Consider the following 17,301-nt stretch of genomic DNA (forward strand, 5'->3'; position numbering starts at 1 on the left):
CGCCACCACGGGTCGTGGGACGTCCTGTCCGTCAGCGCGCCTCCCATCCGGACTCTCACCGTCGGTCCCGGATTTCCACCGGGTCAACCTCAGTCGGGTTCGCACCCGTCATCAGTTCGTGGACTGTCACCACCGGTTCGGAATTACACCGACCCCGGAGCGCTTGCGTAGTCCGAACGATACCCCACCCGGTCCTGGGTGCGTGCGGGTGTGACGGGGCGGGGCTGCGGGGCGGGGGCGGGCTGGCGGCGGGCGGTTGGGCTAGCCGGCGGTCGGGCGTCGGGCGGTCGGGCGGTTGGGCTAGCCGGCGGTCGGGCGGTCGGGCGGTCGGGCGGTCTTGCGACGGACCACGACCACGCGACGATCGACACGTGTCCTGTCGGAAGGTGCACGCGCATCCGATGCGTCGACACCTTCCGACAGCGCACGCGTCGATCGACCGGTGGGTCGTCGGTGGATGCGCACGCACACCCCCGTCCCGGACACGCCGGCGAGGGGCGCCGCTGCTGCGCGACGCCCCTCGTCGACCCGACGGTCAGTGCCGACGACGGAGCACGAGCGTGCCCGCACCGGCGAGGAGCAGCAGGAGCGCGAACCCGAGGGGCAGCACCGGCGAGGACGCTCCGGTGTAGGCCAGCTGCTGCTGGCCGGCACCCTCGCCTGCCGTCGTCGCGTCCCCCGCCGCCACGGTGGTCGTCCCGCCGACGGTCGCTCCGGTGGTGCGGACGACCGAGGTGGTCACCACGGCCGGAGTGGAGGCCCGGGGCACGTCGGTCGTGCCCGTGGACGTCCCGGGGTTGGTCACGGTTCCGGGCGTGGTGCCGTCACCGGGGTTCGTGCCGTCACCAGGGGTGGTGCCGTCACCAGGGGTGGTGCCGTCACCAGGAGCGGTGCCGTCACCAGGAGCGGTGCCGTCACCAGGAGCGGTGCCGTCACCAGGAGCGGTGCCGTCACCAGGGGTGGTGCCGTCACCAGGGGTGGTGCCGTCACCGGGATTTCCACCGTCACCCGGGGTCGTGCCGGTCCCGGTACCAGGAGCGGTCCCGGTGCTGGTGCCGTCACCGACGATGCCGATGCCGTTCCCACCGATGGTGATGGGCAGGTCGATCACCGGGCTGACCTGCGTCCCGGAACCCGTACCGTCCGACCCAGAGGTCGAACCGCCCACGACCGGCGTCGAACCGGTCGAGGTCGACGAACCGGTACCCGTGCTGGTGCCGTCACCGACGACGCCGATGCCGTTCCCACCGACCGTCACCGGAACCGAGACAACCGGAGTGACCTGCGTCCCCGAAGCCGTGCCGTCCGACCCGGAGGTCGAACCACCCACCACCGGCGTCGAACCGGTCGAGGTCGACGAACCGGTACCCGTGCCAGTGCTCGTTCCGTCACCGATCAGACCGATGCCGTTCCCACCGACCGTCACCGGGACCGAGACCACCGGAGCGACCTGCGTCCCCGAACCCGTGCCGTCCGAACCAGAGGTCGAACCACCCACGACCGGCGCGGAACCCGTCGAACCCGTCGAACCCGACGTGTCCGTACCCGTGCCGGTGCTCGTTCCGTCACCGATCAGACCGATGCCGTTCCCACCGACCGTCACCGGGACCGAGACCACCGGAGTGACCTGCGTCCCCGAAGCCGTGCCGTCCGACCCGGAGGTCGAACCATCCACGACCGGCGCGGAACCCGTCGAACCCGACGTGCCCGTACCCGTACCCGTGCTCGTTCCGTCACCGATCAGACCGATGCCGTTCCCACCGACCGTCACCGGAACCGAGACCACCGGAGTGACCTGCGTCCCCGAAGCCGTGCCGTCCGACCCGGAGGTCGAACCACCCACGACCGGCGCGGAACCCGTCGAACCCGACGTGCCCGTACCCGTACCCGTGCTCGTTCCGTCACCGATCAGACCGATGCCGTTCCCACCGACCGTCACCGGGACCGAGACCGCACCGAGCACCTGGGTGCCCGAGAGCAGTCCGTCCTGACCCGAGGTGCTGGCCGACGCGGGAGTGCCGGTCGAGGACGAGGAGCCGGTGGGCCGCGCCGAGTCGGTGCTCGTCCCGTCGCCGAGGACGCCGACTCCGTTGCCCGAGACCGTGACCGGGGCGCTGACGACCGGGGACACCTGCGTCCCCGAGGCCGTGCCGTCCGACCCCGACGTGCTCGGCGCCGCCGAAGACGCTGCCGCCGAGGACGGCGCCGCCGAGGACGGAGCGGACGACGACGTGCCGGCGGGGGCCGACGTCGACGCAGCGTCGCCGCCGACGGCCACGGCGTTGCCGGTGGCGGTGACCGGAGCGGTCACGTCACCGGCCACCTGCGTGCCGGAGGCCGTGCCGTCGGCACCGGACGTCGCCGGTGCCGAGCTCGGTGCTGCCGTGCTCGGTGCTGCGGGAGCCGGTGCAGCGGCGGGTGCTGCGGTGGAGGCGGCGTCGCCACCGACCGCGACGGCGTTGCCGCCGACGTGCACCGGGGCGGTCACCTGCGGCACGACCTGCGTGCCGGAGGCCGTGCCGTTCGCACCCGAGGTCGTCGGAGCCGTGGACGGCACCGCCGCGCTCGAGGGGGACGGCGAGGCAGCGGCCGGGGTCGCGGTCGCCGACGACACCGCGTCGCCGAGCACCCCGAGTGCGTTGCCGGTGAGGGACACCGGGGCGTCCACGGACGGGACCACCTGGGTGCCCGAGACGGTGCCGTCGGCTCCGGAGGTCGTGGCCGCGTTCGCCGCAGCCGCTCCTCCGAGCGTGAGGCCGCCGACGCAGAGGGCGAACCAGAGCCCTCGCGAGACGTACTTGTTCATGGTCGTACTCCCTGATCGAGATGTCGTCCGACCGCGGTCGCGGTCGGGTGTGCGTGCCTGCCGTGGTGGACAGGTGCGCCGATCTCAGTCAGGGGCGACGTCGTGCTCGCCGACGACCGATGCGGGGACCACATCGTCGGAGAGCGTGCCGCGAGACCCCGCGGCGAGGGAGAACGAGTCGTCGGTCGAACCGACGGTGCCGACGGCGGTCGCGCCGCCGGTGGTCGAGGAGGCGTTGCCACCGAGGACACCCGCGACGGGCGCGTCGGACGGGCCGCCGTGGCCGTCCCCGTCGGCGGGCACCCGGAGTGCCGTGCCGCCGACCGTCGCGTCCGCGACGTCCGCCGTCGCGCCGGGGGTCACCGTCGCGCTGGAGACGACCATCGTCGGCGTGACGCCCGGGTCGGGGATCCGCCCGTCGGCACCCGCCGTTCGTGCCGGCTGCTGCTCGCGCGTCGCCCGCGCAGCAGGCGCGGCGGCGGCATCCGGACCGGTCGTCGAGACGACGGCCGGGGCAGTCGGGGCCGCAGCCGGCACGTCGGAGCCGAGCACCGGGACGGTCGTGCCACCGGGCACGGGCGACGGTGCGCCGAGGACGGGATCCGAGCCTCCTGGCAGGGTCTCGCCGACGGACGGGACGACGCCGGTCACCGTGTCGGGGACCGATCCGACGACCGTCCCGACGCCCGCCAGGGTGTCGTCCACGAGGTCCGTCACCGGTGCGGTGACGGTCCCGACCACGTCGTTGCCGACGATGTCGTCGACGGTGCCCACCACGGCGGTCACCGGGCGGCCGTCGGTGACGGCCTGCACGGTGTCGGTGACGGGACGGAGCGCGCCGGCGACGGTGTCGGTGACCGGCCGGGAGGCACGACCCACCGTGTCGACGACACCCTGCGTCAGGCGCGTGGTCGGCCGGGCCGCAGGGGCGGCAGGGGTGGCGTACGACGGTGTCGCAGCCTGGTGGTGGGGTGCCGGTGCCGGAGCGGGGCTCGACGGCGCGGCGGGGGCGGGCTTCGGGGCGACGGGCGCGGGCGCGGGTGCGGATGCGGGTGCGGCGGGCGTCGGCTTCGTGGCGGCCGGCGCGGGCTTCGTGGCCACGGGTGCGGGCTCCGCGGGGGCCGGAGGTGCCGGAACGACGGCCTTCGTGACCGGCTCCACGACGCCGCCCACTGCCCTGCCGACGCCGTTCGTGACGTCGTCGACGGCCGAACCGAGCCCCTCGGTCACGTGGCCGAGGACGCCCTGGTGGGTGCTCGTCGTCGCCGGCGCGGACTCGGCCGCTGCCGCGGGGCGCGCCCCGAACAGCAGGGAGAGCAGCACGAGCGCGGCCAGTGTCCCGACGCCCACGAGGGCGATCCGGACGGCGGCGAGCCAGGGTGCACGAAGCGTCGTGTCCATGCGCTCACCTCCTGATCTCGGCTGCGCACGTAGAGTGGTTGACCGGCAATGTACGCCGCTCTGCGTCGAGACGGAACCCGTTTCGCAAGAAATCTTCAGGAAAGGCCGACCGTGGTCTCGATCTTCAACGCCCCGACCCGCAACATGGACGTCGTCACGCTCCACGAGGTCCTCCGGCTGCGGCAGGACGTCTTCGTCGTCGAACAGGAGTGCGCCTACGCCGACGTCGACGGCCGCGACCTGGAACCCGGCACGGTGCAGTTCTGGGCCGGTCAGGGCTCGGTCGACGCCACGCTCCGCCTGCTGCGCGAGCCCGACGGCACCGAGCGGATCGGACGCGTCGCGACGGCGAAGCACGCCCGCGGCCAGGGCCTCGCCGGGCAGCTCATCGAGGCGGCGATCGCCGAGTCCCGCTCCCCCGTCATCGTGCTCGGCGCACAGGCACACCTCGAGCAGTGGTACGCCCGGTTCGGCTTCGTGCGCTCGGGCGACGAGTACCTGGAGGACCGCATCCCCCACGTCCCGATGACCCGGACGCGCTGACGCCGGACCGACCGGCACGGGCGCAGCGGTCGCCTCATGCGCGCCAGCGTCGGAGCTCGTCGAACGAGCGCCCCTGCCCGGAGCGGTCGGCGACGAGCCGCTCGAACACGATGTTCGTCTGCGTCGTCGCCACCGACGGGTCGCCGCTGAGCTCGTCGGCGACGAAGTCCCGGAGCTGTTCCGTCGACTCGCAGGCGATGTGCACGAGGAAGTCCTTGTCGCCGGCCAGGAACGACACGTCCTGCACGACGGGCACCCGGAGCAGCCGCTTCGCGAAGTCGCGGAGTTCGCGGCGGGCGGCGGCGTGCACTCGCACGGACACCATCGCCTCGATCGAGAACCCGAGCCGGGCGACGTCGACGTCGGCGCGGTACCCCCGGATCACCCCGGCGTCCTCGAGCGCCCGGACACGGGCCAGGCACGTCGACGGTGCGATGCCGACCGCAGCGGCCAGTCGGTTGTTCGGGATCCGGGCGTCGGCCGCGAGCGTCCAGAGGATGCGTTCGTCGACCTCGTCGAGGCGCGGAGCGGGCTCGGGGCGACGGGCAGCGCGATCGGACACGCCCCGACGCTACCGCGCCGACGCGGCACGGGCGACGGGACCGACCGCCACGTCCGGGGGCCGCCGAGCTGGGAGGACACCGAGCACCTGCTCGGGAACGTGACCATCCTGGGTCCTGCTGCGTCACAGGACCGGACGCGGCCGACCGCACCCGGACAGGAGACCCCGTGAGCACCACCGACCACGACGACACCCCGACCGCCAAGCCGTCGCTGCGTGACACCGTCACCGCGGGCCTGGTGCAGAAGGCACTGGAACCGGTCCTGCGGGCGGTGCGCGACGAGGTGGCCTCGGCTCGGCGGGAGATCGGCGAGCGCATCGACGGGGCGAGGACCGGGCTCGTGCTGACCGGGATCGCCGTGGGTTCCGCCCTGACGACGCTCGTGCTGCTGGCGGGCCTCGTGGTCGCGCTCCTGGCACTGGCGCTGCCGGTCTGGGCGGCGACCGCCGTCACGTTCGTCCTGTTCGCGCTGGTCACCGCCGTGCTGTTCGCGATCGGCGTCCGGGGCATCCGACGAGGTGTGCCGCCGGTGCCGGCGGACACGGTCCGGGCCGCGAAGGACCGGGTGACGCACGCAGCCGACGCTCCGGCCCGACGCGACTGAGCCGTCCGGCGCTACATCGCGAGCGTCATGCCCACCACGGCGACCGTCATGGCGAAGACCTCGCCGCTGCGGACGGAGCGCCGGTCCGCACGGCCCCACTCGTACCGGAGCAGCCAGCCGCTGAAGGCGCAGTAGCCGACCACACCGGCGCCGAGCACCGCGGACAGGACGACGGCGTGCCCGCCGTGGTCACCGGTGACACCGACCGCGTGTCCCATCAGCAGCATCCCGGCCATCACGACGGACGACAGCGCCCGGTGCACGTCCATCGGCTCCGCCCGACGACCGTCGGCACGGCGGCGACGCATCACGGGCAGCGGTGCGAGCACCAGCAGCAGCGTCGCTGCGAGCAGGGTCCAGGCGGCGCCGGCGTGCACGACGGGCATGAGCATCGCGACGAGCATCACCGCCGCCGGCACGACGACGGCCGGGCGCGGACGGTACCGGTCGCCGACGATGCAGCACACCGACGCGAACTGCGGCACGACGAGCATGGCGTCGGCGACGGTCTCGTGCACGTCCGTGTCTCGTCCCGGTGGGTGGTGCGGGGTCGGGGTGGGGTCAGTCCTCGTCGCGGGCGGCGGCCTTCGCGGCGCGCTCCTGCTTCACCCGGGCGTTCTCGGCGTGCACCGCGGCCTGCGTCGCTCGCTCGCGGACGAGCCACTCGGGCTTCTGCTCGAGCAGCGTCTTGATCTCCGCGGTGGTCAGCGGGTCCTCGACGCCGGCACGGGTGAGCCCGGAGATGGACACCCCCAGCTTCTGCGCCACGACCGGTCGCGGGTGCGGACCGTCGCGTCGGAGGTCCTCGAGCCACGTCGGGGGTTCGTTCCGGAGCTCGTCGAAGGCGGTCCGCGTGACGGGAGCGTCCCGGAAGGACTCCGGAGCGGCCGCCAGCAAGATGCCGAGCTTCTTCGCAGCCGTCTCGGGCTTCATGGTCTGTTCCTGCGCCATGGGGTCAAGGGTACGGCCCCTATGCTCGTCTGCATGACCGCGGCACTCACCATCGCCTTCGTGCCGGGGGTCTCCCCCGCCAAGTGGGCTCGCGTCTGGCGCGAACGATTCCCGACGATCGGCCTCGTGCTGCGCCCGATCGGTGCCGGCGACGTGGACGACGCCCTGGCCGGCGAGGCCGACATGGCCTTCGCCCGCATGCCCGTCTCCCGCCAGCACAACGCGATCCCGCTCTGGACCGAGACGGCCGTCGTCGCGATGCCGAAGGACTCCCCCCTGGCGGAACTCGACGAGGTCGACCTCGGCGCGACCGAGGTGCACGTCGTCGACGCGGGCCCGGTGCCCGCCGACGTCGACGGCGCACTCGACCTGGTCGAGGCGAACGTCGGCGTGGCGGTGCTCCCGCAGTCGCTGTTCCGGGCTGCGAGCCGCAAGGACCTCGTCGCACGACCCCTGACCGACGCGCCCGGCACCCGGATCGCCCTGGTCTGGCGCGACCAGGACTCCACCGAGGTGACCGAGGACTTCATCGGCGTCGTGCGCGGCCGGACCGCGAACAGCTCACGACGGGCAGCGGATGCCTCGACGGACGCCGGAGGCCCTGGTTCGGGCTCGGCCTCGGCACGCAAGGCGAAGACCGGCTCGGGCAAGGGTGCCGGCGGCAACGCCGGCGCAGGTGCCGGCGGCAAGGCCAAGGCGAAGTCGCCCGGCGGCGGCAAGTCGGGCAGTGGCAAGGGCTCGAACACGGGCAAGGGGCCGGTCCCCGGCCGGGGGCGCATGCGCGGCAAGCCGAGCCGGGGGTCGAAGGGCAACCGGTGACGGACACGCGGCTGGTCGCGATGCCGGCCACGCGCCTCCCGGCCTGGCTCGACCGCACCATGGCCGAGTACGTCGCGTCCCGGATGCAGGCGGGCGAGACCCGCGAGCAGGCCGAGGCGAACGAGCAGCAGTCGCGCGACCGCTGGTTCCCGGGCGGCTCCCCCGCCGACGGACACCTGGTGTGGGACGTCACCGACCAGGACGGCACCGTCGTCGGGCACCTCTGGATCGGGCCGTTCGCACCGGGCAGCCCGGACTGGTGGGTGTTCGACGTCGAGATCGTCGCGACGCACCGGCGCCTCGGCCATGCCCGCCGCGCACTCGAGCTCGGACACCGGGCTGCCGCGGAACACGGCGCGACGAGCATCGGCCTCAACGTGTTCGGCTACAACACCGGAGCGCAGGAGCTCTACGCGGCGCTCGGCTACCAGGTGACGTCGGCGCAGATGCGCCGCCCCCTGGGAGACGACGACTAGCGCAGGACCGCCGCGGCGGCCCGGTCCACGCGTTCGCCGCGTGCGTCCTCGGCGGCAGCCCGGGCCCGGGCGACCACGACGGCGTCCGCACGCGCGGCCGAACCCGCGTCGAACGGTGGCTGCGGGTCGTACTCGAGCTGCAGCTGGATCGCCTCTGCCGCCGCACGCCCCGCGAGTTCCGCCGCGAGCCACAGCGCCATGTCGATGCCGGCGCTCACCCCGGCCGCCGTGACGACCGAACCGTCGTCGACCACGCGGTCGTCGACCGGCTGCGCACCGAAGGCCTCGAGCATCGGCCTCGACGCCCAGTGCGTCGTCGCCCGCTTGCCGGCGAGCAGCCCGGCGGCACCGAGCACGAACGCCCCCGTGCAGACCGAGGTCACCCAGGTGGCGCGCTCGGCCTCGCCCCGGACGAAGCCGATCACGCGCGGGTCGGCCATCGCGTCGAAGGCGCCCTCGCCGCCCGGCACGACGAGCACGTCCGCCGACGCCGCCTCGGCGAACGTCGTGGTCGGCACGAGGGACAGCCCGCAGTCGCTCGGGACCGGGTCGAGCGTCGCGGCGACGTACTCGACGCGCGCACCGGGCACGCGGGACAGCACCTGGGCCGGACCGGTCAGGTCGAGCTGCGTCAGGTGCGGGAAGAGCAGGAAGGCGATGCGCACCTCGTCCGGACCGTGCGCCGGGACGGTGCCGTCGGCCGCCGGATCGGGCGTCGGGACCTCGGCGTCGAGCGGGACCGCCACGGTGTCCGCGAGGACGGGGTGGACGGGCCGCACGCGCGGGTTCTCGGTGCTCATGCCGCGACCCTAGCCCCGCCGTCGTCCTCGTGGTGCTGCGGTCACCCGCACGGGGCTGCTCGGCGCTGTTCAGCTTGCCGCTCGGCGCTGCTCGGCGTTGCTCGGGGCTGCTCGGGGCTGCTCGGGCTGCTCGGTGCTGCTCGGTGCTGCTCAGCGCCAGACCCCGGAGGTCCCGCGCCGGTGGCTGCCGACGAGGTGTGTGTCGACGATGCCGAGGGCCTCCATCAGGGCGTGCATCGTGGTCGGTCCGACGAACGCGAAGCCGCGCTTCCGGAGCGCCTTCGACAGCGCGACGGACTCGTCCGACGTCGTCGGCACCTCGGCTGCGGTGACGGGCGCGGGGGTGGCGGCCGGCCGGAAGGACCACACGAGGTCGGACAGCCCGCCGTCCGCGCGCAGGGCGACCGTCGCGTTCGCGTTCGTGATCGTCGCGGCGATCTTCGCCCGGTTCCGCACGATGCCGGCGTCGGCCGTCAGCCGTGCGACGTCGTCCTCGCCGAAGCCCGCCACGGTGTCCGGGTCGAAGTCGGCGAACGCCGCACGGAACGCAGGCCGCTTCACGAGGATCGTGCGCCACGACAGACCGGACTGGAACGCCTCGAGCGAGAGCCGCTCGAACACCCCGCGCTCGTCGCGGACCGGCATCCCCCACTCGGTGTCGTAGTAGTCACGGAGCACGGCGTCCGACGACGCCCACACCGGACGGGCGAGACCGTCGTCCCCGACGACGAGGTCCGGGGTCGACGCTGCACGGTCGGGCAGGGGCTCGGTGGTCATGCACCCATCCTGGCGTGGTCGGCCGACACCGCCGGCCTCGCGGTCACTGCGCCGGCCGTCCGTCCTGCACGGCCTGCGGGTCCATCCAGACGTACTCCCAGCGGTGCCCGTCCGGATCCGTGAAGCTCCGCTGGTACATGAAGCCGAGGTCCATCCCCGGACGGTCCTCGGTGCCGCCGGCGGCGACCGCCGCGTCGACGATGCGGTGGACCTCGTCCTTCGAGGCCGCACTCAGCGAGGTGATCACCTCGATCGTGTCGACGTCGGCGATGGCCTTGTCGGTGAACTGGGTGAACTTCGCCGCCGTCAGGATCATGACGAAGATCGTGTCGCTCACCACGACGCACGCCGCCGTGTCGTCGCTGAACGCCGGGTTGATCGAGTAGCCGAGCGCTTCGTGGAACGCCTTCGCGCGCTCCAGGTCGGCGACGGGCAGGTTGATGAAGACCATCGTGTCCACGGGGTCGTCCTTTCCTCGTGCTCAACTTGACGCGGCGAGGGGCAGGCGCGCAACCGTTTCACGGGCGAAGCAACCGGAACCTAATATACTAGCTCGATGCAGACGGCGTACGTCGGCGAGTCCGAACCCGGCGGAGGTCGCGACCGCACCGTGTACGTGATGGCGGCGGTGGTCGTGCACGACCAGGAGCGCGACGACGTCCGCGCCGAGATCCGAGCCGCGACGCCCCGTCGGATGCGGAAGCTGCACTGGTACGAAGCGCTGCACGCGCAGCGGATCTCGTGGCTCGGACTCCTGCGTCGCGCGCTCGCGGTCGTCGTCGTCCGCTACGACGGGGCAGCCGCGCGCGTCGAACGCCGGCGACGCCACTGTCTCGAACGACTGGTGTGGGAACTCGAGCAACGCGGAGTCGGAGAGATCGTGATCGAGTCCCGCGGACGGGCCCACGACGACGCCGACCGATCGATGTTCGATGCGCTCCGACGCCGAGGGGTCGGGCGCTCGATCCGACACGAGCACGTGCGCCCGGACGACGAGCCGCTTGTCGCGCTGGCCGACCTGCCGTGCGGCGCACACGTCGCCGCGCTCGACCACGAGTTCGACGGATCGGTCGTCCGTGTGCCGTGAACTTGGCCGGACAGCGCAAGACCCCGGTCCCGCGCTGGCTGCAGGATGCTCCGGGGCTCGCTTCCGACCGAGCAGCACGCGGTCGACATATCAATACTAGGACGCCCCGCGGGCGTCGTCAACCAGCCCCGAGACGGACGGGAGGCACGGCGCCGACCGGCACCGCGCCTCCCGTCCGACGGTCGGGACCGTCTGCTCAGGCGAGCTCTCGGCCTTCGCCGGCCGCCTTCTGCTGGCTTTCGGCCTCGGCCTGGCCGATGATGTCCTCCGCCGGGACGGGGTTCAGCCGGTCCCAGAGGAAGAACAGCAGCCCGCCGACGAGCATCGACAGCCCGACCCACAGGTTGATGTGGATGCCGCCGGTCTTCTCCGGGTCGCTGTCCCAGTGGACGATGCCGACGATGGTCACGATGACGCCGTACAGGACGAACAGGCCGCCGAGGATGCGGCGCAGGTCGAGTCGGCGGGTGGAACGGACGAGGGCGGCCTTCTGCTCCTCGGTCATGGCGGTGGTGGTGTCGCTCATGGGGGATCTCCTTCGCGGGTGTTCGCGGGCCTAGAGGAACGGGAGGTACAGGACGACGCAGAGCACCAGCGCGACCGTGCCGAGCAGCGCGGGCGAGCGGTACCAGGCGGTGTCGGTCGCCACGGAGTCGCCGTGCAGGTCGATCTTGCCGATGCCGTAGACCAGGCCGCTGAGCTCCTTCTCGTCCTTCGGCTTGGTGAGCATCGAGACGACGAAGCCGACGACGAGCACGGTGACGAACGAGATGATCGCGCCGTAGAGGGTCTCGGCGGTCGCGGTGGCGAACAGGTCCGGGTTCAGGAGGTACGCGATCCAGGTGATCGTCGGGGTGACGATGCCGAGGACGTAGCCCCAGAGCGCGCCCTGCGTCGTCATGCGCTTCCAGAGCAGGCCGAGGATGAACACGGCGAACAGCGGGGCGTTGAAGAACGAGAACAGCGTCTGCATGTACGTCATGATGTTCGACGCCTGCGCGGCGATGAACGCCGTCGCGATGCCGACCAGGACGCCGACGACGGTCACCCAGCGGCCCGTCTTGAGGTAGTGCACGTCGGGCATGTTCGGCTTGATGTAGCGCTGCCAGATGTCGTACGTGAAGACCGTGTTGAAGGACGACACGTTCGCCGCCATGCCGGCCATGAACGACGCGAGCAGACCGGTGACCGCGACGCCGAGCACGCCGGTCGGCAGGTACATCTGGATGAGCTTCGGGATCGCGTCGTTGTAGGTGAGCGAGCCGTCGGCGAACTGGTTGCCGACGACCGCTGCGGCGATGAGACCGGGGATCACGACGATGGCCGGGATGAAGAGCTTCGGGATCGCAGCGATGAGCGGGGTGCGACGGGCGGCGGACATGTTCTTCGCCGAGAACGCACGCTGGACCTCGGTGAAGTTGGTCGTCCAGTAGCCGAAGCCGAGGACGAAGCCCAGGCCGAGGACGATCGCGAGCCAGTTGGCGCCGATCGGGTTCGTGACGTCACCGAAGCCGGTGCCGGCCCAGGCCTGCAGGTGCTGCACGCCCTGCGTCTCGGTGATCGCCTTCGACAGGCCGTCCCAGCCGCCGACGCGGTGCAGACCGACGATCGTCAGCGGGATGAGGCCCGCGATGATGACGAAGAACTGCATGACCTCGTTGTAGATCGCGCTGGAGAGGCCGCCGAGGGTGATGTAGACGAGCACGAAGCCGGCGGACACGACGATGGCGAGCCACTCCGGCCAGCCGAGCATCGCCTCGATGACGATGGCCATCGCGTAGAGGTTGATGCCCGCGATGAGCACGTTCGACACGGCGAAGGCGATCGAGTTCACCAGGTGCGGGGCCTTGCCGAAGCGGCGGAGCATGAACTCCGGCACGGAGCGGACCTTCGAGCCGTAGTAGAAGGGCATCATCACGAGCCCGAGGAACACCATCGCGGGCACGGCGCCGACCAGGTAGTAGTGCAGGGTCGCCATGCCGATCTGGGCACCGTTGGCCGCCATGCCGAGGATCTCGGTGGCGCCGAGGTTCGCGGACACGAACGCCAGGCCCGTGATCCACGCCGGCATCGAACGGCCGGACAGGAAGAAGTCCATGCTCGTCCGGACCTGTTTGCGGGCGGTGAACCCGATCCCGATGACGACCCCGAAGTACACGATGATCATCAGGTAGTCGACCCAGCCCAAGTCGAGCCGGATCCCTTCGTTCGCTGCAGCGAGAACCATTCAACATCTCCACGTCAGTGTGTTGCAGTCGACAACTCCGCCGACCCGGACGGGAACGTTACACCGAATTGTGACCGTTCACATCGCCGCCCCGGCAGCGGTCGGGTCCGGCGCTGCCCGCCCTCGGTAGGCTCGCGACATGACCGAGCAGTCGCGCATCCTCGTCCTCAACGGCCCCAACCTGGACATCCTCGGCCGGCGCGACCCCGAGCAGTACGGCACCGTGACGCTCGCCGAGATCGAGGCGATCGTGCACACCGAGGCGGCCGTCCACTCGCTCGAGGCCGACTTCCGGCAGAGCAACCGCGAGGGCGAACTCGTCGAGTGGCTGCACGAGGCGCTCGACGACTTCGTCGGGGTCGTCATCAACCCCGCCGCCTACGCGCACACCTCGGTCGCGCTGCACGACGCCGTCGAGGCACTCGCGGTCCCGGTCGTCGAGGTACACCTGTCCAACACGTGGAAGCGCGAGCCCTTCCGCCACGTCGACCACGTCGCGACCGCCGCCACGGCGGTCATCGCGGGCGCGGGCGCCGACGGCTACCGCCTGGCGGTCGCGCACCTGGCGTCGCTGCTCGGCTGACGCCAGGGCCTGCGTCCGGCTCCCGGCTCTCGGCTCTCGGCTCTCGGCTCTCGGCTCTCGGCTCTCGGCCACGAGGCGGACAGGAGTCCCGGTGCCAGCCCGCCCCGGGCCTCCCGTCCGGCGCGCCTCGCGTCCACCGCGCGCACCTTCCGTCCCATCGCACGCGACATGGGAAGCACTTCCGCGCGTAGGGAGCCGGAAGAACCAGCCCCCTACGCGCGGAAAGACTCACCACGCGCGGAACAGCACCCGGAACTCCCGGCCACGAGGCGGACGGGAGGCACGGTGCCGGCCCGCCCCGGGCCTCCCGTCCGGCACCCCGCGCATCCACCGCGCGCACGTTCCGTCCCATCACACGCGACATGGGAAGCACTTCCGCGCGTAGGGAGCCGGAAGAACCGGCCCCCTACGCGCGAAAGGACTCACCACGCGCGGAACGACCTCCTACGCGCGAAACAGCACCCGGCACCCGGCACCCGGGGCGTCAGAAGTCGGCGGGGCGGCGGACCTCGGTGAGCCCGGCGGTGGCGAAGCCTCCGCGGATGAGGGGGACGGCGCGTCGGACGGCCTGGTCGATGCGGAGCTCGAGGTCGATGCTGCCGATGTCGTAGCCGCCGTCGCGCTTCGTGAAGTCGCGCTCGTTGCCGAACACGCCGAGCGGCAGGGTCGTGGACTGGAAGAAGCCGAACAGCGGACGCATCTGGTGCTCGACGAGCAGGGCGTGCCGGTCGCTGCCGCCGGTGGCGGTCAGGAGCACCGGGGTGTCGACGAGGTCGTACTGGCCGATCCAGTCGAAGAAGAGCTTGAAGGCACCGGAGTACGCGGCCCGGAAGGCCGGGCTGCCGACGACGAGGACGTCCGCGGCCTCAACGGTCTCGAGCGCCCGGCGGGTGCGGTCGGACATCGCCTCGCGGGACGACGCCGCTCCGAGGTCGGCCAGCAACGGGCCGATCTCGATCGTCTCCGTCCGGGCACCCTCGATGTCCTGGGCCAGTCGCGCCACCGTCGCGCCGACCAGGGTGGACGTCCGCGAGGGGTCCGACGGGCTGCCGCTGACGCCGACCACCAGTTCTCCGCTCATGCACCCGATGCTCACACGTCGTCGGTCACCGGGTCCGGGTTGTGACGACTTGTGTCGGGTGCCAGCGTCGCCGGGTACCGTCCTGGCGATGCAGACCTTCCTGCCGTACGCCGACTTCCGGGCCTCGGCCGAGTCCCTCGACGACAAGCGGCTGGGCAAGCAGCGCGTGGAGACGCTGCAGGTGATGCGGGCGTTGACGCTCCCCGACTACGGCTGGCAGCACCACCCGGTCACGGCGATGTGGCGCGGGTACCGCCCGGCGCTCATGGCCTACCAGGAGGCGACGTGCCGCGTCTGGCTGGAACGCGGTCACGCGGACACCTGCCTCGAGAAGACCCTGGCCGACCTCGCGCTGGTCCCCGAGGACCTGGAGACCTACGAGCACGGCGACGTCCCGATCCCGCCGTGGAACCGCGACGAGGCCCTGCACCGCTCGCACCGGTCGAAGCTCGTGCAGAAGGCGCCGGAGCACTACCGCGAGCTGTTCCCCGACGTGCCCGACGACCTCGAGTACCTCTGGCCCGGGGTCCCGGAGCCCGCCGTCCGCCCGAGCTGAGGCACCCGCTCAGGCGACCGGCGTCCAGCGCCCGCCGTCGCGCCGGGTGACGACGTCGGACCGGACCTCGACGACGTCGCGGAGTCCCGTCACCGCGGCGTCACGGATCCCGGCGGCGGTCACGTCGTCCGGTGCCTCGAAGCGCACCACGGCGCACGGCACCCCGCGCAGCAGACGGACGTCCTGCGCCTCGACGACGGTGTGCTCGGCGACGAGCCGAGCCGCGGCGGGCAGGACCGCGTCCGGAGCGGTGCCGGGGGCCAGGGCTCCGACGGCCAGGGTCACGCGGTACGAGGGCATGCGCCGACGCTAGCGCGCATCGGCGACACCGCCGACCCGCCGTGGGCTGCAGGGGATCCGACGTCCGATCGGGGGGTGGGACGTCGTGACCCACGGCGGGTCGTGGTGTGCGGCGGGACACGACGACAGGGGACGTCGCGCCCCGCGCCGGGCGCCGATCAGGGGTTCGACGTCCGGTCTGGGCCACCACTCGGGTCGGGTGCCCGGGTGGTGGTGGACCTCAGGGGTGTCCGGTGTCCTCTCGGTACCGGTCCGTCTCGGTCGGCGCGGGCATCGACCGTCGGGTGGCGGACCCGACCCGTCGCTCCACGGCGGGTCGCACCGTGGGGAGCAGGGCGCTCCCGGCGGTGGCGAGGGCGCCGACGAGGGCGATGAGTCCGAGCGGCGCGCTGCCGAGGTCGTGCTGCGCGCCCAGGACGAGCGCGAGGACCGTCGCCGGCGCGGGGAGGAGCTGCACCGCGCGGAAGCGGTCCTCCTGCCGGGTGCCGGTGGCCGTCGTGTTCGTCATGGGACCACCTTGACGCACTTCTCGTGTCCGCAGAAGGGGGGACACGTACCCAGAGATGGAGTAGAACGTCTAGTACACGTCAGGCGAGGCTGCGGACCGTCGCCACGGCATCGGCCACCGCGTCGACGACGAGCGGCACGTCGGCTGCCGTGAGCGTCTCGTCGAAGGTCAGCCGGAGGGCGGTGCGGGCGACGTCCTCCGGGATGCCGAGGGCGGTGAGCACGTGCGAGGCGTCGGTGCTCCCGGCCGCGCAGGCGCTCCCCGACGACGACACGACGTCGCGCTGCTCGAGTTCGAGCAGGACCGTCTCGCCGTTGACGCCGGGGAAGCAGAACGACGCGTGCCCCGGCAGCCGGTGCGTACGCGACCCGGTGACGAAGGCCCCGGGGACCGCGGCGAGCACGCCGTCGAGCACGGCGTCGCGGACGCTCGTGGCCGCGGCGGAGGCAGCACCGGCAGCGGAGGACGCCAGCAGGAGCGCCGTCGCCACCGCCACCGCACCGGCGACGTCCTCGGTGCCCGACCGCCGTCCGCGTTCCTGTCCCCCGCCGTGCAGCAGCGGTTCGAGCGGGACGCCGGACCGGACGGCGAGCACGCCGGTGCCCTTCGGCGCGCCGAGCTTGTGGCCGGAGAGCGACACCGCGTCGACCCCGAGCGCGTCGGGTCCGACCGGCAGCCACGGAGCGGACTGCACGGCGTCGGTGTGGAAGCGCGCCCCGACCCCGTGGGCGACCGCGGCGAGCGCCGGGACGTCCTGCACGGTGCCGATCTCGTTGTCGGCGTGCGCGATCGAGACGAGCGTGGTGTCCGGCCGGAGCGCGGCGCGCAGGACCTCCGGGTCGACCCGGCCGTCCGACCCGACCGGCAGCACCGTGACCGCGAAGCCGTGGAACCGCGCGAGGTAGGCGCAGCTCTCCAGCACGGCCTCGTGCTCGATCGCGCTCGTCACGACGTGCCGGCCGCGGGGTGCGGCGAGGGCGATCCCCTTGACGGCGGTGTTCGCCCCCTCGGTGCCGCCGGTGGTGAAGACGACCTCGGCCGGTCGGCAGCCCAGCACCCCGGCGACCGTCGCCCGGGCGTCCGCGAGCCCCCGGGCGGCCTGGTCCCCGACGCCGTGGGTGGAGGACGGGTTGCCGAACGCCCCGGTCAGCCAGGGCCACATCGCCTCGAGCACCTCGCGGCGGACCGGTGTGGTCGCGGCGCGGTCCAGGTAGAACAC

21 protein-coding genes and 1 riboswitch are annotated in these 17,301 nt (G+C 72.6%); of the genes, 7 read left to right on the forward strand and 14 right to left on the reverse strand.

What is annotated here, in order from left to right:
- Positions 1 to 31: 31 nt before the first annotated feature.
- Positions 32 to 166: riboswitch (FMN riboswitch) on the reverse strand.
- A 369-nt stretch (positions 167 to 535) separates the two neighbouring features.
- Positions 536 to 2,806: a beta strand repeat-containing protein gene (locus DEI99_RS12230; protein ID WP_284180805.1), complete on the reverse strand. Its 2,271-nt coding sequence runs from the start codon at positions 2,804 to 2,806 to the stop codon at positions 536 to 538.
- Positions 2,807 to 2,890: 84 nt separating this feature from the next.
- Complete coding sequence (locus DEI99_RS12235) at positions 2,891 to 4,207, reverse strand: hypothetical protein (protein WP_284180806.1); 1,317 nt, start codon at positions 4,205 to 4,207, stop codon at positions 2,891 to 2,893.
- A 111-nt stretch (positions 4,208 to 4,318) separates the two neighbouring features.
- On the opposite strand from DEI99_RS12235, the gene DEI99_RS12240 reads away from it, so the two are divergent.
- Positions 4,319 to 4,750, forward strand: a complete 432-nt coding sequence (locus DEI99_RS12240; protein WP_111042590.1) for a GNAT family N-acetyltransferase — start codon at positions 4,319 to 4,321, stop codon at positions 4,748 to 4,750.
- Between the two features lie 34 nt (positions 4,751 to 4,784).
- Here the strand turns inward: DEI99_RS12240 and DEI99_RS12245 are convergent, their stop codons facing one another.
- Positions 4,785 to 5,312, reverse strand: a complete 528-nt coding sequence (locus DEI99_RS12245) for an Lrp/AsnC family transcriptional regulator (RefSeq protein WP_071261071.1) — start codon at positions 5,310 to 5,312, stop codon at positions 4,785 to 4,787.
- 167 nt (positions 5,313 to 5,479) lie between these two features.
- On the opposite strand from DEI99_RS12245, the gene DEI99_RS12250 reads away from it, so the two are divergent.
- On the forward strand, positions 5,480 to 5,917 hold the full coding sequence (locus DEI99_RS12250; RefSeq protein ID WP_111042591.1) for a phage holin family protein: 438 nt from the start codon (positions 5,480 to 5,482) through the stop codon (positions 5,915 to 5,917).
- Between the two features lie 11 nt (positions 5,918 to 5,928).
- On the opposite strand, the gene DEI99_RS12255 is transcribed toward DEI99_RS12250, so the two are convergent.
- Both DEI99_RS12255 and DEI99_RS12260 read right to left on the reverse strand, forming a co-directional pair.
- Positions 5,929 to 6,435: a hypothetical protein gene (locus DEI99_RS12255; RefSeq protein ID WP_111042592.1), complete on the reverse strand. Its 507-nt coding sequence runs from the start codon at positions 6,433 to 6,435 to the stop codon at positions 5,929 to 5,931.
- A 43-nt stretch (positions 6,436 to 6,478) separates the two neighbouring features.
- Positions 6,479 to 6,868, reverse strand: coding sequence for a DUF5997 family protein (locus DEI99_RS12260; protein WP_111042593.1), 390 nt, complete (start codon positions 6,866 to 6,868; stop codon positions 6,479 to 6,481).
- Between the two features lie 33 nt (positions 6,869 to 6,901).
- Between DEI99_RS12260 and DEI99_RS12265 the strand changes: the two genes are divergently transcribed.
- Positions 6,902 to 7,687, forward strand: a complete 786-nt coding sequence (locus tag DEI99_RS12265) for a LysR family transcriptional regulator substrate-binding protein (RefSeq protein ID WP_181434502.1) — start codon at positions 6,902 to 6,904, stop codon at positions 7,685 to 7,687.
- Positions 7,684 to 8,163: a GNAT family N-acetyltransferase gene (locus DEI99_RS12270; protein WP_111042595.1), complete on the forward strand. Its 480-nt coding sequence runs from the start codon at positions 7,684 to 7,686 to the stop codon at positions 8,161 to 8,163. Before DEI99_RS12265 ends, DEI99_RS12270 begins: the two co-directional genes overlap by 4 nt.
- Here the strand turns inward: DEI99_RS12270 and DEI99_RS12275 are convergent.
- The 3 genes from DEI99_RS12275 to DEI99_RS12285 all read right to left on the reverse strand — a co-directional run bounded on the left by DEI99_RS12275 (position 8,160) and on the right by DEI99_RS12285 (position 10,191).
- On the reverse strand, positions 8,160 to 8,963 hold the full coding sequence (locus DEI99_RS12275; protein ID WP_111042596.1) for a DJ-1/PfpI family protein: 804 nt from the start codon (positions 8,961 to 8,963) through the stop codon (positions 8,160 to 8,162). The genes DEI99_RS12270 and DEI99_RS12275 overlap by 4 nt on opposite strands.
- 150 nt (positions 8,964 to 9,113) lie before the next feature.
- Positions 9,114 to 9,740, reverse strand: coding sequence for a DNA-3-methyladenine glycosylase I (locus DEI99_RS12280; RefSeq protein WP_111042597.1), 627 nt, complete (start codon positions 9,738 to 9,740; stop codon positions 9,114 to 9,116).
- A gap of 43 nt (positions 9,741 to 9,783) precedes the next feature.
- On the reverse strand, positions 9,784 to 10,191 hold the full coding sequence (locus DEI99_RS12285; RefSeq protein ID WP_349774923.1) for a VOC family protein: 408 nt from the start codon (positions 10,189 to 10,191) through the stop codon (positions 9,784 to 9,786).
- 105 nt (positions 10,192 to 10,296) lie between these two features.
- Here DEI99_RS12285 and DEI99_RS12290 point away from each other — a divergent pair, with 105 nt between their 5' ends.
- On the forward strand, positions 10,297 to 10,827 hold the full coding sequence (locus DEI99_RS12290) for a DUF3800 domain-containing protein (protein WP_111042599.1): 531 nt from the start codon (positions 10,297 to 10,299) through the stop codon (positions 10,825 to 10,827).
- 196 nt (positions 10,828 to 11,023) lie between these two features.
- Here DEI99_RS12290 and DEI99_RS12295 read toward each other — a convergent pair whose 3' ends face one another.
- Both DEI99_RS12295 and DEI99_RS12300 read right to left on the reverse strand, forming a co-directional pair.
- Positions 11,024 to 11,353 (reverse strand): hypothetical protein, encoded by a 330-nt coding sequence (locus DEI99_RS12295; protein ID WP_111042600.1) that lies wholly within the window; start codon positions 11,351 to 11,353, stop codon positions 11,024 to 11,026.
- A 30-nt stretch (positions 11,354 to 11,383) separates the two neighbouring features.
- Entirely contained in the window at positions 11,384 to 13,054 is a 1,671-nt protein-coding gene (locus DEI99_RS12300; RefSeq protein WP_111042601.1) for a sodium:solute symporter family protein, read from the reverse strand.
- A 139-nt stretch (positions 13,055 to 13,193) separates the two neighbouring features.
- Here DEI99_RS12300 and aroQ point away from each other — a divergent pair, with 139 nt between their 5' ends.
- Positions 13,194 to 13,637: a type II 3-dehydroquinate dehydratase gene (gene aroQ, locus DEI99_RS12305; RefSeq protein WP_111042602.1), complete on the forward strand. Its 444-nt coding sequence runs from the start codon at positions 13,194 to 13,196 to the stop codon at positions 13,635 to 13,637.
- A gap of 484 nt (positions 13,638 to 14,121) precedes the next feature.
- On the opposite strand, the gene DEI99_RS12310 is transcribed toward aroQ, so the two are convergent.
- Positions 14,122 to 14,718, reverse strand: a complete 597-nt coding sequence (locus DEI99_RS12310; RefSeq protein WP_071262024.1) for an NAD(P)H-dependent oxidoreductase — start codon at positions 14,716 to 14,718, stop codon at positions 14,122 to 14,124.
- Positions 14,719 to 14,806: 88 nt separating this feature from the next.
- Between DEI99_RS12310 and DEI99_RS12315 the strand changes: the two genes are divergently transcribed.
- Complete coding sequence (locus DEI99_RS12315; protein ID WP_111042604.1) at positions 14,807 to 15,274, forward strand: MSMEG_6728 family protein; 468 nt, start codon at positions 14,807 to 14,809, stop codon at positions 15,272 to 15,274.
- A gap of 9 nt (positions 15,275 to 15,283) precedes the next feature.
- On the opposite strand, the gene DEI99_RS12320 is transcribed toward DEI99_RS12315, so the two are convergent.
- The 3 genes from DEI99_RS12320 to DEI99_RS12330 form a co-directional block, all read right to left on the reverse strand.
- Positions 15,284 to 15,574, reverse strand: coding sequence for a hypothetical protein (locus tag DEI99_RS12320; RefSeq protein WP_111042605.1), 291 nt, complete (start codon positions 15,572 to 15,574; stop codon positions 15,284 to 15,286).
- Between the two features lie 220 nt (positions 15,575 to 15,794).
- Positions 15,795 to 16,082 (reverse strand): hypothetical protein, encoded by a 288-nt coding sequence (locus tag DEI99_RS12325; protein ID WP_111042606.1) that lies wholly within the window; start codon positions 16,080 to 16,082, stop codon positions 15,795 to 15,797.
- Positions 16,083 to 16,161: 79 nt separating this feature from the next.
- The gene (locus tag DEI99_RS12330; protein WP_111042607.1) at positions 16,162 to 17,301 is read right to left on the reverse strand and encodes a cysteine desulfurase family protein; all 1,140 of its coding nucleotides are present in this window, start codon (positions 17,299 to 17,301) and stop codon (positions 16,162 to 16,164) included.

This window comes from Curtobacterium sp. MCLR17_036, assembly GCF_003234445.2.
Classification (GTDB): Bacteria; Actinomycetota; Actinomycetes; order Actinomycetales; family Microbacteriaceae; genus Curtobacterium.

Excerpts from the sequence above, each read along its gene's own strand:
- DEI99_RS12235 (WP_284180806.1), bottom strand. The coding sequence starts at position 4,207 with ATGGACACGACGCTTCGTGCACCCTGGCTCGCCGCCGTCCGGATCGCC.
- DEI99_RS12300 (WP_111042601.1), bottom strand. The coding sequence starts at position 13,054 with ATGGTTCTCGCTGCAGCGAACGAAGGGATCCGGCTCGACTTGGGCTGG.
- DEI99_RS12315 (WP_111042604.1), top strand. The coding sequence starts at position 14,807 with ATGCAGACCTTCCTGCCGTACGCCGACTTCCGGGCCTCGGCCGAGTCC.
- DEI99_RS12285 (WP_349774923.1), bottom strand. The coding sequence starts at position 10,191 with ATGGTCTTCATCAACCTGCCCGTCGCCGACCTGGAGCGCGCGAAGGCG.
- DEI99_RS12320 (WP_111042605.1), bottom strand. The coding sequence starts at position 15,574 with ATGCCCTCGTACCGCGTGACCCTGGCCGTCGGAGCCCTGGCCCCCGGC.
- DEI99_RS12265 (WP_181434502.1), top strand. The coding sequence starts at position 6,902 with ATGACCGCGGCACTCACCATCGCCTTCGTGCCGGGGGTCTCCCCCGCC.
- DEI99_RS12310 (WP_071262024.1), bottom strand. The coding sequence starts at position 14,718 with ATGAGCGGAGAACTGGTGGTCGGCGTCAGCGGCAGCCCGTCGGACCCC.
- DEI99_RS12295 (WP_111042600.1), bottom strand. The coding sequence starts at position 11,353 with ATGAGCGACACCACCACCGCCATGACCGAGGAGCAGAAGGCCGCCCTC.
- DEI99_RS12275 (WP_111042596.1), bottom strand. The coding sequence starts at position 8,963 with ATGAGCACCGAGAACCCGCGCGTGCGGCCCGTCCACCCCGTCCTCGCG.
- DEI99_RS12260 (WP_111042593.1), bottom strand. The coding sequence starts at position 6,868 with ATGGCGCAGGAACAGACCATGAAGCCCGAGACGGCTGCGAAGAAGCTC.
- DEI99_RS12280 (WP_111042597.1), bottom strand. The coding sequence starts at position 9,740 with ATGACCACCGAGCCCCTGCCCGACCGTGCAGCGTCGACCCCGGACCTC.
- DEI99_RS12230 (WP_284180805.1), bottom strand. The coding sequence starts at position 2,806 with ATGAACAAGTACGTCTCGCGAGGGCTCTGGTTCGCCCTCTGCGTCGGC.
- aroQ (WP_111042602.1), top strand. The coding sequence starts at position 13,194 with ATGACCGAGCAGTCGCGCATCCTCGTCCTCAACGGCCCCAACCTGGAC.
- DEI99_RS12325 (WP_111042606.1), bottom strand. The coding sequence starts at position 16,082 with ATGACGAACACGACGGCCACCGGCACCCGGCAGGAGGACCGCTTCCGC.
- DEI99_RS12290 (WP_111042599.1), top strand. The coding sequence starts at position 10,297 with ATGCAGACGGCGTACGTCGGCGAGTCCGAACCCGGCGGAGGTCGCGAC.